The sequence below is a fragment of the Pseudomonas sp. HY2-MNA-CIBAN-0224 genome (assembly GCF_040310285.1).
Classification (GTDB): domain Bacteria; phylum Pseudomonadota; class Gammaproteobacteria; order Pseudomonadales; family Pseudomonadaceae; genus Aquipseudomonas; species Aquipseudomonas helleri.
Genome location: NZ_JBEOPQ010000012.1, coordinates 16,174 through 29,250 on the forward strand (window position 1 = coordinate 16,174; position 13,077 = coordinate 29,250).

13 protein-coding genes are annotated in these 13,077 nt (G+C 61.5%); 9 read left to right on the plus strand and 4 right to left on the minus strand.

Annotation, left to right across the window (positions count from 1 at the left end; all coding sequences use genetic code 11):
• Positions 1 to 7: 7 nt before the first annotated feature.
• Together AAEZ03_RS08540 and AAEZ03_RS08545 are read right to left on the minus strand one after the other, a co-directional pair.
• A complete protein-coding gene (locus tag AAEZ03_RS08540) occupies positions 8 to 934 on the minus strand; it encodes a PDR/VanB family oxidoreductase (RefSeq protein WP_350577707.1) in 927 nt (308 codons plus the stop codon).
• Positions 931 to 1,443, minus strand: a complete 513-nt coding sequence (locus tag AAEZ03_RS08545; protein ID WP_350577710.1) for a dimethylamine monooxygenase subunit DmmA family protein — start codon at positions 1,441 to 1,443, stop codon at positions 931 to 933. The genes AAEZ03_RS08540 and AAEZ03_RS08545 overlap by 4 nt, the downstream gene beginning before the upstream one ends.
• 202 nt (positions 1,444 to 1,645) lie before the next feature.
• Between AAEZ03_RS08545 and AAEZ03_RS08550 the strand changes: the two genes are divergently transcribed.
• From AAEZ03_RS08550 to AAEZ03_RS08560, 3 genes are read left to right on the plus strand one after another with little or no spacing between them, the layout of a single operon-like run.
• Complete coding sequence (locus AAEZ03_RS08550) at positions 1,646 to 2,791, plus strand: ATP-binding protein (protein WP_350577713.1); 1,146 nt, start codon at positions 1,646 to 1,648, stop codon at positions 2,789 to 2,791.
• Positions 2,760 to 3,419 (plus strand): response regulator, encoded by a 660-nt coding sequence (locus AAEZ03_RS08555; protein WP_153334131.1) that lies wholly within the window; start codon positions 2,760 to 2,762, stop codon positions 3,417 to 3,419. Before AAEZ03_RS08550 ends, AAEZ03_RS08555 begins: the two co-directional genes overlap by 32 nt.
• Positions 3,420 to 4,163: a PAS domain-containing protein gene (locus tag AAEZ03_RS08560; RefSeq protein WP_350577716.1), complete on the plus strand. Its 744-nt coding sequence runs from the start codon at positions 3,420 to 3,422 to the stop codon at positions 4,161 to 4,163.
• Between the two features lie 635 nt (positions 4,164 to 4,798).
• Here AAEZ03_RS08560 and AAEZ03_RS08565 read toward each other — a convergent pair.
• A complete protein-coding gene (locus tag AAEZ03_RS08565; RefSeq protein ID WP_350577719.1) occupies positions 4,799 to 5,704 on the minus strand; it encodes a LysR family transcriptional regulator in 906 nt (301 codons plus the stop codon).
• Between the two features lie 92 nt (positions 5,705 to 5,796).
• Between AAEZ03_RS08565 and AAEZ03_RS08570 the strand changes: the two genes are divergently transcribed.
• The 4 genes from AAEZ03_RS08570 to AAEZ03_RS08585 are packed head-to-tail and all read left to right on the plus strand — an operon-like array spanning position 5,797 to position 10,113.
• Positions 5,797 to 6,576: an SDR family NAD(P)-dependent oxidoreductase gene (locus tag AAEZ03_RS08570; RefSeq protein WP_123749451.1), complete on the plus strand. Its 780-nt coding sequence runs from the start codon at positions 5,797 to 5,799 to the stop codon at positions 6,574 to 6,576.
• A complete protein-coding gene (locus tag AAEZ03_RS08575) occupies positions 6,577 to 7,308 on the plus strand; it encodes an SDR family NAD(P)-dependent oxidoreductase (RefSeq protein WP_350577722.1) in 732 nt (243 codons plus the stop codon). It abuts the gene before it with no gap.
• 29 nt (positions 7,309 to 7,337) lie between these two features.
• A complete protein-coding gene (locus AAEZ03_RS08580) occupies positions 7,338 to 8,744 on the plus strand; it encodes an aspartate aminotransferase family protein (protein ID WP_350577725.1) in 1,407 nt (468 codons plus the stop codon).
• 1 nt (position 8,745) lies between these two features.
• Entirely contained in the window at positions 8,746 to 10,113 is a 1,368-nt protein-coding gene (locus tag AAEZ03_RS08585; protein ID WP_350577728.1) for a glutamine synthetase family protein, read from the plus strand.
• A gap of 122 nt (positions 10,114 to 10,235) precedes the next feature.
• Here AAEZ03_RS08585 and AAEZ03_RS08590 read toward each other — a convergent pair whose 3' ends face one another.
• Entirely contained in the window at positions 10,236 to 11,459 is a 1,224-nt protein-coding gene (locus AAEZ03_RS08590; protein WP_278938039.1) for an acyl-CoA dehydrogenase family protein, read from the minus strand.
• Positions 11,460 to 11,492: 33 nt separating this feature from the next.
• Between AAEZ03_RS08590 and AAEZ03_RS08595 the strand changes: the two genes are divergently transcribed.
• Together AAEZ03_RS08595 and AAEZ03_RS08600 are read left to right on the plus strand one after the other, a co-directional pair.
• On the plus strand, positions 11,493 to 11,804 hold the full coding sequence (locus AAEZ03_RS08595; RefSeq protein WP_350577732.1) for a hypothetical protein: 312 nt from the start codon (positions 11,493 to 11,495) through the stop codon (positions 11,802 to 11,804).
• A 59-nt stretch (positions 11,805 to 11,863) separates the two neighbouring features.
• Positions 11,864 to 13,066 (plus strand): SfnB family sulfur acquisition oxidoreductase, encoded by a 1,203-nt coding sequence (locus AAEZ03_RS08600; RefSeq protein WP_350577735.1) that lies wholly within the window; start codon positions 11,864 to 11,866, stop codon positions 13,064 to 13,066.
• The last annotated feature ends 11 nt before the right edge of the window (positions 13,067 to 13,077 follow it).

A 13,077-nucleotide genomic window follows, 5' to 3' on the forward strand; every position in this document is an offset into this window, starting at 1 on the left:
ACTCCTCCTAGAGATCCAGCGAGACGCAAGGGTGGCCGCGCGAGACGCAGGGCATTAAGAATTCGGCTTGCTCGGCGGGGCTCAGATAACTGTCGCGGTGCTCGATGACGCCACCGCTGTGGCGCACCTTGCATTGGCCGCACACACCTCCACGGCACAGGTTGGGCACGTTGAGCCCGGCAGCTTCCAGGGCTTCGAGCAGGCTTTGCTCGGCGCCGACCCGCAGTTGCCGGGCGCTGCGCAGCAGGTTAAGGTCAAACGGCTGGCCGGGCTGCGCTGCACTGAAGGCCTCCCAGTGCACCCGCTGTGCGGGCCAACCGAGGGCGTTAGCCTGCTGGCGAACGGCATCGAGCAAGGGTTGCGGGCCGCAGCTGTAAACGTGGCTGCCCAGCGGTCGCTCGCGCAGGATGTGGTTCAGTTCGGGTCGTTGGTTATAGGTGTGCAGGCGCGTGCCAAGGCGCTGTTGCAACTCGTCGACGTAGGCATCGCTCTGGCCCTGGCGATACACGTAGTGCAATTCGAAGTTTGCCTGGCGCTGTTCCAGGGCCGCGATATAGGCCATGAACGGGGTGATGCCGATGCCACCGGCAATCAGTATGTGCAGGCTGGCGGTCGAGTGCAGGGCAAACAGGTTGGCCGGGGCCGACAGTTGCAGGGTGTCGCCCACCTGCACCTCGCGGTGCAGAAAACGCGAGCCGCCACGTGAGTGTTCTTGCAGGCGCACGGCAATCCGGTAATGGCGGTTGTCGGCCGGATCGCTGGTCAGGGAATAGGCATTGCGCAACGTGCCTGCGGCCAACGGTAAATGGACTTGCACATGGCTGCCGGGGGAGAACGCGGGCAAGTGGCCCGAGCACGGCGTGAAGGTGAACTCGCGCACCGCTTGAGTGAGCATCCGCGTGGCGCTGACCTGCACCTGGAGCGGGCGGCTCATGAGTGAGCTCCTGCATACGGCTGGTCCGGGTTGCGGCACACGCCGATGTAGGCGCCCAGCCGCCGGGAAAAATGCTCGCGCACTTCCAGCTCGACGTCACAGCCCAGGCACGCCAGTTGCGCGTTGGGTGAGGCGGCCTGGAGCAGGCCGCAATGCACGCAATACACCTGGCGCGGGCCGCTGAGGGTGTGGCTGAGGTCGATTTCCTGTTCTTCGAGCCCGGCGTCGCGGGCCAGGCCGTGGATGCGCCACATAAACGCTTCGTCGCCCATCACGTAGAGGTGGCTGCCCACCGTGGCGCTGCCCAGAAGCTGTTGCAGGCGTCGGGCAAAGTCCGGGTGCTCGGCGTTCAACACCTGAGCCGGATCCAGTTCGCTGACAAAGGGCGCACTGGCTGCGGTGCTTTGCATGACCACGAGGTGCTGGCGGGCATTGGCGCCAAGGGGCGCTGCCTGATAGCGCGGCAGGCTGTGGCGTTGCTCGAGGGCGGCATTGAGGCTATCCGTCATGTGGGCTGTCCTGGCTGATCCACCCCGGTAAACAGGGCGAAAGTGGCGTTTTGTGTTTCCTGTTGGGGAAGATAGTTTCCTAAGGGGAAAATCTTCTCAATCTGGCCAAAGGGCTACCTCTTTGGAGATAAGCCAAGCGTGGCGGGCCTCCGGGGCACGGAAGTTGCTCGTGTTTGCGTGGGTTCACAGGGAGTTAACGAGAGTGCAAACACGATCGCGATGGTGGTCGCTCTGGTTGGGGCGTGTCCGCCCTGAACAGGCAAGCAGCGTGCGCAAGCTGCTGATCGAACTGCCCTTGAGTCAGTTGCACGTGGACAGTGCCGTGAACGATTTTTTGGACCGTTTTGAAGCACTGCTACCGATGGCCAGACTTGATCTGATGCTCGCCGAGGAGGGGCCGCAGACTGCGCACTGTGGTGTGCTCAAGCGTTGCCCGGCAGTGGCCGGTTGCCCCTTGCTTGATCATCCGGCTATTGACACCGCGCATGCCTGTGTCCCGTGTCGGCGGCGTGGCGTGCAGCGGCTGTTGTGCGCCACGGCGGCCGCCGCCGATGTGCCATCGGGCTGGCTGTTGCTGGACACCCCGCGGGCGGCCGATGGCAGTTGGCGCCAGTTGTTGAACGAAGTTGCCCAGGGGGTCAGCGTCACCCTGCGCGTGCGCGGCTACAGCCGGGAGCAACAGCGCAAGCAGGCCACCTCGCAGCACGCGGCTCTGGCCCGCGAGCTGCACGACTCCGTGGCCCAGCAGTTGGGTTATCTGTCGTTTCAGGCGCGGGTGCTGCACGCGCAGATCAACACGCCTGAGCAGGCGGGCGCGGTACTCCAGGAACTGCGCAGCGGTTTGAGCCAGTTACAGCGCCAGGTGCGCGAACTGATCACGAGCGCCCGCCTGACCATGGACGGGCGCTCGTTGCGCCAAGCCCTGGCGGACTCGGTGGCAGAGTTTTCCCGGCGTTGCATCATCGTCTTCGAGCTGGATAACCGCCTGGCCGACAACGCCTTGAGCGCGGAAACCGAATTGCAGGTGCTGCAGATCATCCGCGAGGCGCTGGCCAATGCAGTGCGTCACTCGCACGCGCGGCATGTGCGCATTGAACTGCGGCAAAGCCAGGGCGGCGAGGTATCGGTGTCGGTCGAAGACGACGGCATCGGCCTGAGCCCTGCATCCGGTGAAGAAAACCATTTTGGTCTGGCGATCATCCGCGAGCGGGCGGCCAGCATTGGCGCACGTTTGAGCATCGACGCCAACCGCCCGCACGGGGTGCGTGTGCACCTTGCGCTGGTCGGCCATCCAGACGTGCCAGAGGGGAGTTTCGATGCAGAGCACCACCTTATTGCTGATCGATGATCATCCGCTGTTTCGCAAGGGCCTGGCGCAGCTGTTCAGTGCCAGTGACGACTTCGAAGTGGTCGGGCAGGCTGCGAGTGGGCGCGAGGGCATCAACCTGGCCGTCAGTCTGGCACCGCAGCAAGTCCTGCTGGATTTGCACATGCCCGGCCTGAGCGGCTTGCAAGTGCTCGACGAACTGCGCCAGTTGCGCCTGGAGTGCCAGATCGTGGTGCTGACCGCGTCGATGGACCGTAGCGAGTTGCTCAGTGCCTTGCGCTTGGGCGCCAGCGGTTATGTGCTCAAAGAAACCGAACCCGATGCCTTGCTGGCCTACATGCGCAATTGCAACAAGGGCGCGATTGTTCTGGATTCCACCTTGATCGCTTTGCTTGCCGATCAAAACGAGGCGGTGAGTGTGTGCGATCCGTTGGACACAAGTCACCTGACCGAGCGTGAAGGCCAGACTCTGGCGCTGATTGCGGCGGGCATGAGCAATAAACAGATCGGCCGCAAACTCGGGATCAGCGACGGCACGGTGAAGATCTATGTGAAGAACCTGCTGCAAAAGCTCAGCCTGCACTCACGCCTCGAACTGGCAGCCTGGGTGCATAACGGTGCATCGAACCGGTCCGAGGAGCGTCATTAAATGATGGAACGACGAGAAACACAGCCGCAGGTGCCGTCGTGGGCGCTGATGGATGGTTTTGCGGCGGCGCTGCTGGAGCTGCGCGACAACGGGCAAATCGTTCATTTCAACCGCGCCTGGGTCGAGTTGATGGACCAGCCGTCGGCACAGCGCAACCTGATCGACTACGTACACCGTGAAGACCGCTCGTTATGGCGTCAGGCCCTGCTGGAGTTGCAACGGCGCCCGGCTACCACGTTCAGCCAGCGCTTGCGCTTTGTTCACCCCTCAGGCGAATTGCGCTGGCTGGAGGTGAGCCTCAAGCGTGGGCCTGCCGGGTTTTATCTGGTGGCAGGCGACGTCACCGCACACAAACGCCGCGAGATTGCCCTGCAGGCCAGCCAGCGCAGCAGCGCCAGCTTGCTCGACAGCATGCCGGGGTTGATTTATCGCGGGCGCAACAACCGTGACTGGACCATGGAATTTGTCAGCGCCGGGTGCTTGCGCCTGACCGGCTACCCGCCGGAGCGTCTGGTGGACAACCATGAATTCACCTACAACAGCTTGATCCTGGAAGAAGACGCCGACTACGTCTGGCGCGAAGTGCAATACGCCCTGACGCGTTGCGAACCTTTTGAATTGAGCTATCGCATTCGCTGCGCGGATGGCGTGATCAAAAAAGTCTGGGAGAAGGGCGTGGGCATCTATGCCGACACCCGCGAAGTACTGGGCATCGAGGGCGCTATTTTCGAACGAGGCACATAAGGGGCTCGTCTACAACACCGTGCTGCCGCGCAGCAAACAGGCCACTGAATATCTTCAGCATCCCCCAATTGGTTCCCTCTCCTTCGGGAGAGGGCTAGGGTGAGGGTTGCTCTTGATTTGAGTACATATCCGTTGCTGCGGCAACGGCCACTTAGGGTTCCGGCCTTACGCCGTGCCACTTTGAAAAGCGCAAAGTAACCAAACGCTTTTTGCCCCAACCCCTCGGTGCCTCGCTGTGGCTCGGCATGCCCTCACCACAGGCCCTGCTCCGTGGGCCCGCCGCGATCGGCCATCCCTGGCCGTATCGCGGCTAACCCGGCGTCCTGCCGGGTTACCCGCTGCGCAAAACCTGCGTTCGGCCAGCGCGGTTTAACGGGGCCTCTTAGATCAAGATCACAAGCCAGATCAAGATCAACAGATCGCGAGCAAGCTCGCTCCTACAAAGCCTTCAGAATCAATCACTTATTTTCTTTTTGATAAGAGCGAGCTTGCCGCGCGATCTTTTGATCTAAGAGTCCCTCTCCCGAAGGAGAGGGAACCGATTGGGGGATGCTGAAGATACTCGCTGGCCTGTTTGCTACGCGACAGCGCGGCGTCGAAGACGGGGCGGCAGATCAGGTGACGGTGTTGCAGAGCTACGAGCGGCGCGGTTCGTTGTTGACCATCTCGCGCATCAGCGCCAGGTAGCGGCTGGCGCCTAACCCCAGCGGGCGGTTTTTGACCCAGACGATGTCGACCCACAAGCGCATCTGGCTGGCCATGTTGTCAAACACCACTTCGGTCAGCGCACCGGTTGCAATCAAGGGTTGCACCAACGGTCGCGGTAACCACGCCCAGCCCACCCCGGCTTGTACCAGATCAAGGGTCGCCAGGTAGCTGTCGCTCAACCACACGCGGCGTGACAGCACCACCCGCGGGTCGGAGCCGGTGGGCTCGTCGGTGGCGACGATAATCTGCCGGGTATTGACCAGCTCTTCTTCACGCAGCGGGCTTTTTTGCTCGCCACCCGCAGGATGGTCTGGCGATACCACGGCCACTAGCAACTGGCTGCCGGCTTCGAGAAAGGTTTCGCGCTCATCAATACCCGGACGCTCAAAAACCAGCGCCAGTTGCACCGTGCCCTCGTGCAGCATGCGAATGGCCTGGGACTGCGAAGCCGAACGGATCTCGATTTCCAGGGTGGGAAATTCCTTGGCCAGCGTCGCCAGCGGGCGGCTCCAGACTCCGGTTTGCAGCTCCGGGGCCATGGCCACGATAAAGCGTTGCTCCAGCCCTTGATGCAGTTGCAAGGCATGGGCATCGAGCAGGTTCAATTGGCTGGCGACCTGCCTGGCCTGCGGCTCCAATGCGCGGGCAGCGGGGGTGGGGATGGCTTTTCGGGTCGAGCGGTCGAACAGCACCAGGTCCAGTTCGGCCTCCAGTTGTGACACCGCCATGCTCACCGCTGAAGGTACACGACCGAGCTTGCGCGCTGCCGCAGAAAACGAACCGCTGTCGACGACGGCGAGGAAAACCTTGAGTGTTTCGCTGGTGAAGGCCATGGGTTGTCAGTTTTGTTGATGATAATCGTCTTTTTTTATCAGCTTTATGAACCTAAATTCCAGTCCCATCACAACCGCAGGTGGGATGCAGCATGTTCAAGGTGAATGATCAGGGGCGCGTCGCGCTCGTCAGTGGCGCCGGTAGCGAACGGGGTATCGGCATGGCCATTGCCCGCAGGTTGGGGGCGGCCGGGGTCAAGCTGATCATTACCGCCAGCAGCGCGCGCATTGCTGAACGGGTCGCAGAGCTGCGTGCAGAAGGCTTTGACGCCCACGGCCGGGTCGCAGATCTGACCGATGAAACTCAGGTGCGTGAGCTGGGGCAATGGGCCGAAAGCCTCTGGGGGCGCATCGATATTTTGGTGAACAACGCCGGCATGGCCATGCAAGGCAGCCCGGAACCGTTCAGTGAACTGGCAAGCATGGATTTGCACACCTGGAACCTGTCGCTGGCGCGCAACCTGACCAGCGTCTTTTTGCTCACCCGCGCCGTGTTGCCGGGCATGAAAGCCCGTGGCTACGGGCGCATCGTCAATATCAGCTCGACCACCGGCACGCGCGGCAGCAACCCTGGCGAGTCGGCTTACAGCGCGGCCAAGGCCGGCATGCTCGGGATGAACATGGGGCTGGCCCTGGAAGTGGCCAGCCACGGCATTACCGTCAATGCGGTGGCCCCCGGCTGGATCGCCACCGGCTCCAGCACGCCCGAAGAAGCAGAAGCCGCACGCTACGTGCCCATAGGCCGTGCAGGCGACCCGCGAGAAGTGGCCAGCGCCGTGGCGTTTTTGGCGTCATCCGAGGCCAGCTATATCACCGGCGAAGTGCTGGTGGTGGATGGCGGTAATTGTCTGATCGAAAACAAGGCGCCCTGAATGTCTGAGTCCACCATTTCAGTGCTGGTGACCGGTGCCGCAGGCGGCGTCGGGCGAGCGCTGGTTGAGCATTTTACAAAGCAGGGCTGCAAGGTCTTCGCCACCGATCTCACGGCTTTAGAGGTTGACTACCAAGCCGATATTCGCCGCCCCGCAGCGTGTAAAGCGGTGGTTGCCGCTGCGGTGGCGGCCATGGGTCGCCTGGATGTGCTGATCAACGCCGCCGGTGTCTGGCGTGAAGGCCCGGTAGAGGAATGCAGCGAAGAAGACTTTGATCTGGTGCTGGATGTGAACCTCAAGGGCACTTTTTTTATGTGCGCTGCGGCCATCCCGTATTTAAAGGAATCTGAGGGCAGCATCGTGAATATTTCCAGCGATGCCGGTCGCCAAGGCAATAAAAACGCCGCCGCGTATTGCGCCAGTAAAGGCGGGGTGACGTTGCTGAGCAAAACTCTGGCGCTGGACCTGGCGCCCTTTGGCGTGCGTTGCAACGCGATTTCCCCCGGCGATATCGAGACCCCGATGCTCAGGTTTCAGGCCGAGCAATACGGCCAGGGCGATACGCAAGGCTATTACCGGGGCTTGCTGGACAAGTACCCGCAGGGCGCGCGTGCCCGTTTTATTCAGGCGCAGGAAATTGCCGAACTGGCGTTTTTCTTGAGCCAGCCCGGTGCGCGCTCGATTACCGGCGCCGACCTGGCCATCGATTGCGGCCTCTCGGCTGGCAACTAACAACAACACGCAGCAAAAAGGACTTAAGCATGTCGATCAGTGGAATTAGCGAAGCAGCGGTTGAAGTGTTCGCAGCGGCCGAACGCGAGCGTTTTATCCAGAACAACCCCAAGTCGATTGCGCTGGCAGAGCGGGCCCGGGCCAACTTGTATAACGGCGTGCCCATGCACTGGATGAGTGACTGGTCAATGCCCACGCCGCTGTTTGTGCAGCAGGCCAAAGGCGCACGTTTCACCGATGTGGACGGTCATGAATACGTCGATTTTTGCCTGGGCGATACCGGCAGCATGTTCGGGCATTCTCCCGAGCCGATTGCCCGCGCCATGGTCGAACAAGCCCACAGAGGCCTGACCACGATGCTCCCCGGCGAAGATGCAGTGGTCTGCGGCGAGCTGCTTGCCGAGCGCTTTGGCTTGCCGTATTGGCAAGTGACCGCGACGGCCACCGATGCCAACCGCTACGTGGTGCGCTGGGCAAGGGCGATCACCCAACGCAAGACATTGCTGGTGTTCGACGGCTGCTACCACGGCACCGTGGATGACGTGATGGTGCGTAACCGCGAGGGCGCTACGGTGCATCGTTCCGGGCTGGTCGGCCAGGCCTATGACCTGACCCGGTACAGCCGGTCGATCCCGTTCAATGACGTCGACGCGCTTGAGGCGGCGCTGGCGCAGGGCGATGTCTGCGCGCTGTTGTGCGAACCGGCGATGACCAATATCGGCATGGTCCTGCCCGCAGACGGCTTTATGCAAAAGTGCCGCGAACTGACGCGCCGCTATGGCAGCCTGCTGATCATCGATGAAACCCACACCATCTCCACCGGCATGGGCGGTTGTACCCGCCTGTGGGACTTGCAGCCGGACTTTTTTGTGGTCGGCAAACCGATTGCAGGGGGCGTGCCCTGCGCGGTATTCGGGTTTACCCAAGAAGTCGCGGCGGTGATGCAGGCCGTGCAACAACAAAACGCTGAGCAAAGCACCGGGCATGGCCACAGCGGCATGGGCACGACCTTGTCAGCCAATGCCCTGGCCATGCATTGCATGCGCGCCAATTTGCAGGAGGTCATGACCGAACAGGCTTACCAGCACATGTTGCCGCTGGCAGCCGACCTGGCCCAAGGGCTGCGGGGAGTGTTCAAACAGCACGGCCTGCATTGGTCGGTGACGGAGCTGGGCGCGCGCTGTGAGTTCCAGTTCTGTGCCACGCCCCCCAAAACCGGCGCGCAAGCCGAGGCGGCGTTCCATGACAGCCTGCAGATGGCCCTTCACCTGTACCTGATCAACCGCGGGATCCTCATCACGCCGTTCCACAACATGACCCTGTGCTGCCCGTCCACCAGCGCGGCGGATGTCGAACGTTTAATTAGCGAACTGGATCAGGCACTGAGCACCTTGCTGGCGCTGCCGGGTGCCCGCGTCGCCACTCACGAGGTTTGAAATGCAATTTGCCGATAGAAAAGAAGCTGAAGCCTTTTTGGCTGCCAACCCGCAGGTGCGCAGCATTGAGCTGTTCCTGATCGACGCCAACGGCGTGCCGCGTGGCAAGTTGCTGCATCGCGATGAGCTGCTGGCCATTTACGATAACGGGCGACCGCTGCCCAGTTCGATTCTGGCGTTGACCCTCCAGGGTGAAGACGTTGAAGGCACCGGGCTGGTCTGGGACGTGGCCGACGCAGATTGCTGGACGTACCCGTTGCCCGGCAGCCTGACCGTGCAACCCTGGCGCACCACGCCGACCGGCCAGTTGCAGGTGAGCATGCACCCTGAGCAGGGCTTGCCAGCGGCCCCGGCCGATCCCCGGCATGTGCTTGCGCAAACCATTGACCGGCTCAAGGCCGACGGTTACCACCCGGTGATGGCGGTTGAGCTGGAGTTTTATTTGCTCGACCGCCAACGTGACGCCAATGGCCGCCCGCAACCGGCACTGCAAGCCAATGGCGTGCGCCCGCAGGCGCCGCAGGTCTACGGGATTTACGAGCTTGAGCAGCTACAGCCGTTTCTGGACGACCTGTATGTCGCCTGCGAAGCGCAAGGCTTGCCGGTGCGCACGGCAATTTCCGAGTACGCGCCCGGTCAGGTCGAGCTGACCCTGGAGCATCGTTTCGACGCACTGCAGGCCATTGATGAAGGCGTGCGCTACAAGCGATTGGTCAAAGGGGTGGCCAACAAGCACGGACTACAGGCCTGTTTTATGGCCAAGCCGTTCAGCGATCAGGCGGGCAGCGGTTTGCACCTGCACGTAAGCCTGGCCGATGAACAGGGCCACAACCTCTACGCCAGTGATGACTCGCACGGTACGCCGCTGCTGCGCCACTCCATCGGCGGGATGATGCACACCCTGACGGACTCGCTGGCGATCTTTTGCCCTCACGCCAACTCGTACCGGCGCTTTCAGGCCAGCAGTTATGCGCCGCTGGGCAAGAGCTGGGGGGTGAACAACCGCACCGTGTCATTTCGCGTGCCCGGTGGCCCTGCACAGAGTCGGCACATCGAACACCGCATCTGCGGCGCCGACGCCAACCCTTATCTGGCGGCGGCTGCGTTGCTGGCAGGGATCCATCTCGGTATCCGTCAGCAGATCGATCCAGGGGCGCCGATTGTGGGCAATGGCTATGAGCAGGCGACCGACTTTCTGCCCACCGACTGGCTCACTGCGCTGCTGGCACTGGAGCGCTCAAGCTGGGTACGGGAAGCGTTGGGGGAGGGGTTTATCAAGGTCTACCTGGCCATCAAGTGGCAGGAGTACCGGCTGTTCAACGCTGAAGTGGGTGAGCAGGACTGGCGCTGGTATTTGACCCACGCTTGAACTGTGCAAAAACCTGTAGTCGCTGCCGAGGTACGAGGCTGCGATGGGTTGCGAAGCGACCCCTCTGACGACGGTCCTGCGGCCCGCATCGCAGCCTCGTGCCTCGTCAGCGACTACGTCTTTTAACTTTTTATACTGTTGCCGATCTGCCAGACGTATTTGGGTTCGATGCCGTTGACCACCCAGTCGCCGATGATCCGTGCCTTGAAGATCCACGGGTTATGCGAAGCGGCGGTGCGGGCATTGCGCCAGTGACGGTCCAGCGACTTGTTGATGCTGACACCCGAGGCACCCAGCGCATTGAACAGGTCGGTGGTTGCCCGCAGTACCAGTTCCGAGACCACGACCTGAGCCTTGGACGTTTCAATTTCGGCGTCGATATTGGCCTGGCGTTCGGCTTCGGCATCGTTGGCAAAACGCGCAAGGTAAGCGCGCTGCAGCGGTTCGGCCGAGCGCAGGGTGGCCGCTTCGGCGGCGTAGACCTGTGCCGAGATTTGCCCCACCACCTGCTGTATTTGCGGGTCGCCGTGGGTGGTATCGGCAGCGCCCTGGCTGAACACGCGCTTGCGGGTGCGCACTTCATGGGCCACATCGCGCTCCACGGCACGGCCAATCCCGGCCAGTACTGCCAGCAAGACCAACTGATAAAACGCCGTTTGGTATTTGAAGCGGGTTTCGAACGGGATCACCTGCTCGGCGTTCAGCGGTACCTCGACATACAGCGACGTGCCGCTGCCGGTGGTGCGCTGGCCAAAGCCGTCCCAGTCATCGCTGTGGCTGACGCCCGAGTGGCGGGCGTCGACGATGGCAATCACATCGGCGCCGTTGTCCGAGCGCTGCGCGTAGACGTCCACCCAGTCTGCAAAAATGCTGCCGGTGCTGTAATACTTGGCGCCGTTGAGCACGAAATTCTCGCCTTCCGGGCGCACTTTGGTGATGACCTCGCCGATTTTAACTGCGCCGATTTCGGTCCAGCCATTGCCTACCAGATCCCCCGCCACAAAGCGCGCAAACCAGGCATCTCGCGCCGGGCTTGGCGGAGCATTGAGACGGTCTTCGACAAAGGCAAAATGGCCACGCAGCGATTGCACAATGTTCGAGTCGGCCTCAGCCAGTTCGATCAGCAACTGGAACAGCTGGCTGATTGAAGCCCCCGCGCCGCCGAACTCCACGGGCACCCGCACTGCGCCAAAACCGGCTTCTTTCAGCCAGCGAATCGGCTCAAAAGGCAGGTCGCGCGCCTGCTCGCGCTCCACCGTCCCGGCGGCGATTTGCCGGAACAGTGGGCGAAAACGATTGGCCAGCGTTTCGTAGTCGGTGCCGACGGACAGAGGGTTTTGACTCATGACAATGCTCCTGCATAAATAAAGGTCACTGGCATGTCCGTTGCACAGTCTGTGCCGTTACATCGCAAGCCGATAATTCGGGCGTTTGGTGCTTTTTTGTCAGCCCAACTGTTGGCTTTGCAACAGTGGATTAACACGTTGTACGCCAATCCAACAGCACCGCTCCGGGCTTGCCTTGCGACCTTTTTTGAGGATCAAAAGATCGCGAGGCGAGCTCGCTCCTACACGTATGTGTTGCTATCGCAACTGTTGCGTAGCCAACAGCAAGTGGACAGATTGCACGGTAGTTGTTGTTATTTGCGCAGCGTTAAATTCGATAACTACCTGATTTATATGAATATTTAAAAGCGGCACGACCTGTGCAATGGAGACCTCAGTGTTTTCCATTGGATTGGAGTCTGCCCATGAGCATTTCTGTATCACCCCCTGCCAAGGCCTATGTGATCACTTCGGATGCCGAGGCTATCGAGATCGCCAAAGCCCTGGCGGTGCGTTTTGCTGAAGAAGCCTCGGTGCGTGACCGGGACCGGCGTTTGCCGGTGGCCGAGCTGGATCTGTTTGCCGCCAGTGGCCTGTGGGGCATTACGGTGCCCAAGGCCTACGGCGGGGCCGGGGTGTCGTATGTCACCGTTGCCGAAGTGATCAAGATCATTTCGGCTGCCGATTCGTCCCTGGGGCAAATCCCGCAAAACCACTTGGGCGTGCTGGATATCCTGCTGCACACCGGCAGCGAAGAGCAAAAGCGTTACTACTACGGCAAAGCCCTGGAGGGCTGGCGTTTCGGCAACGCCTTTTCTGAATCCAAGAGCAAAAATGTCGGCGCTTTCCAGACCCGTATTCGCTTTGAAGACGAGCATGCTGTGGTCGACGGTGAGAAGTTTTACTGCACGGGCGCACTGTTCGCCCATATCGTCCCGGCGGTGGGCGTGGATGAACAGAATCGTCCCTATATCGCCTTCGTCGAGCGCGACAATCCGGGGCTGACCATCATCGACAGTTGGGACGGTTTCGGCCAACGCACCACCGCCAGTGGCGGTGCTGTGCTGGCAGGCGTGCGTGTGCCATTGAGCGCCGTGATCCCGGCGTACAAAGCCTTTGAAGAGCCCACGGCAGACGGTCCGATCTCGCAAATCATTCAGGCGGCAGTGGACACCGGCATCGCCCATGGCGCCTTTGAACAGGCGCTGATTCATGCGCGGTTGTCCCGCCCGTGGGTCGACAGCCAACTGGATCACGGCTGGCAAGACCCTTACACGATTGCCGCGATTGGCGATTTGCAATGGCGCCTGCACGGCACCGACGCGATTCTGGCCAAGGCCGGGCGGGCCATTGATCACGCGTTGCTCTCGCCGAGCGAAGAGAGTGTGGCTGAAGCCTCGGTGATCGTGGCTCAGGCCAAAGTGCTTTCAGCCGAGATTGCCTTGCTCGCCAGCAGCAAGCTGTTCGAACTGGCCGGTACACGCTCGGTGCTCGGCAAACACAACCTCGACCGCTTTTGGCGCAACGCCCGTACTCACACCCTGCATGACCCGGCGCGCTGGAAATACCACCTGATCGGCAATCGTCTGCTCAACGGCATTCTGCCTCCACGCCATGCCTGGAACTGATAGAGGACTCA

Coding starts and splice junctions, on each gene's coding strand:
- AAEZ03_RS08540 (WP_350577707.1), bottom strand. CDS start 934: ATGAGCCGCCCGCTCCAGGTGCAGGTCAGCGCCACGCGGATGCTCACT.
- AAEZ03_RS08545 (WP_350577710.1), bottom strand. CDS start 1,443: ATGACGGATAGCCTCAATGCCGCCCTCGAGCAACGCCACAGCCTGCCG.
- AAEZ03_RS08555 (WP_153334131.1), top strand. CDS start 2,760: ATGCAGAGCACCACCTTATTGCTGATCGATGATCATCCGCTGTTTCGC.
- AAEZ03_RS08560 (WP_350577716.1), top strand. CDS start 3,420: ATGATGGAACGACGAGAAACACAGCCGCAGGTGCCGTCGTGGGCGCTG.
- AAEZ03_RS08565 (WP_350577719.1), bottom strand. CDS start 5,704: ATGGCCTTCACCAGCGAAACACTCAAGGTTTTCCTCGCCGTCGTCGAC.
- AAEZ03_RS08570 (WP_123749451.1), top strand. CDS start 5,797: ATGTTCAAGGTGAATGATCAGGGGCGCGTCGCGCTCGTCAGTGGCGCC.
- AAEZ03_RS08575 (WP_350577722.1), top strand. CDS start 6,577: ATGTCTGAGTCCACCATTTCAGTGCTGGTGACCGGTGCCGCAGGCGGC.
- AAEZ03_RS08580 (WP_350577725.1), top strand. CDS start 7,338: ATGTCGATCAGTGGAATTAGCGAAGCAGCGGTTGAAGTGTTCGCAGCG.
- AAEZ03_RS08585 (WP_350577728.1), top strand. CDS start 8,746: ATGCAATTTGCCGATAGAAAAGAAGCTGAAGCCTTTTTGGCTGCCAAC.
- AAEZ03_RS08590 (WP_278938039.1), bottom strand. CDS start 11,459: ATGAGTCAAAACCCTCTGTCCGTCGGCACCGACTACGAAACGCTGGCC.
- AAEZ03_RS08595 (WP_350577732.1), top strand. CDS start 11,493: ATGTCCGTTGCACAGTCTGTGCCGTTACATCGCAAGCCGATAATTCGG.
- AAEZ03_RS08600 (WP_350577735.1), top strand. CDS start 11,864: ATGAGCATTTCTGTATCACCCCCTGCCAAGGCCTATGTGATCACTTCG.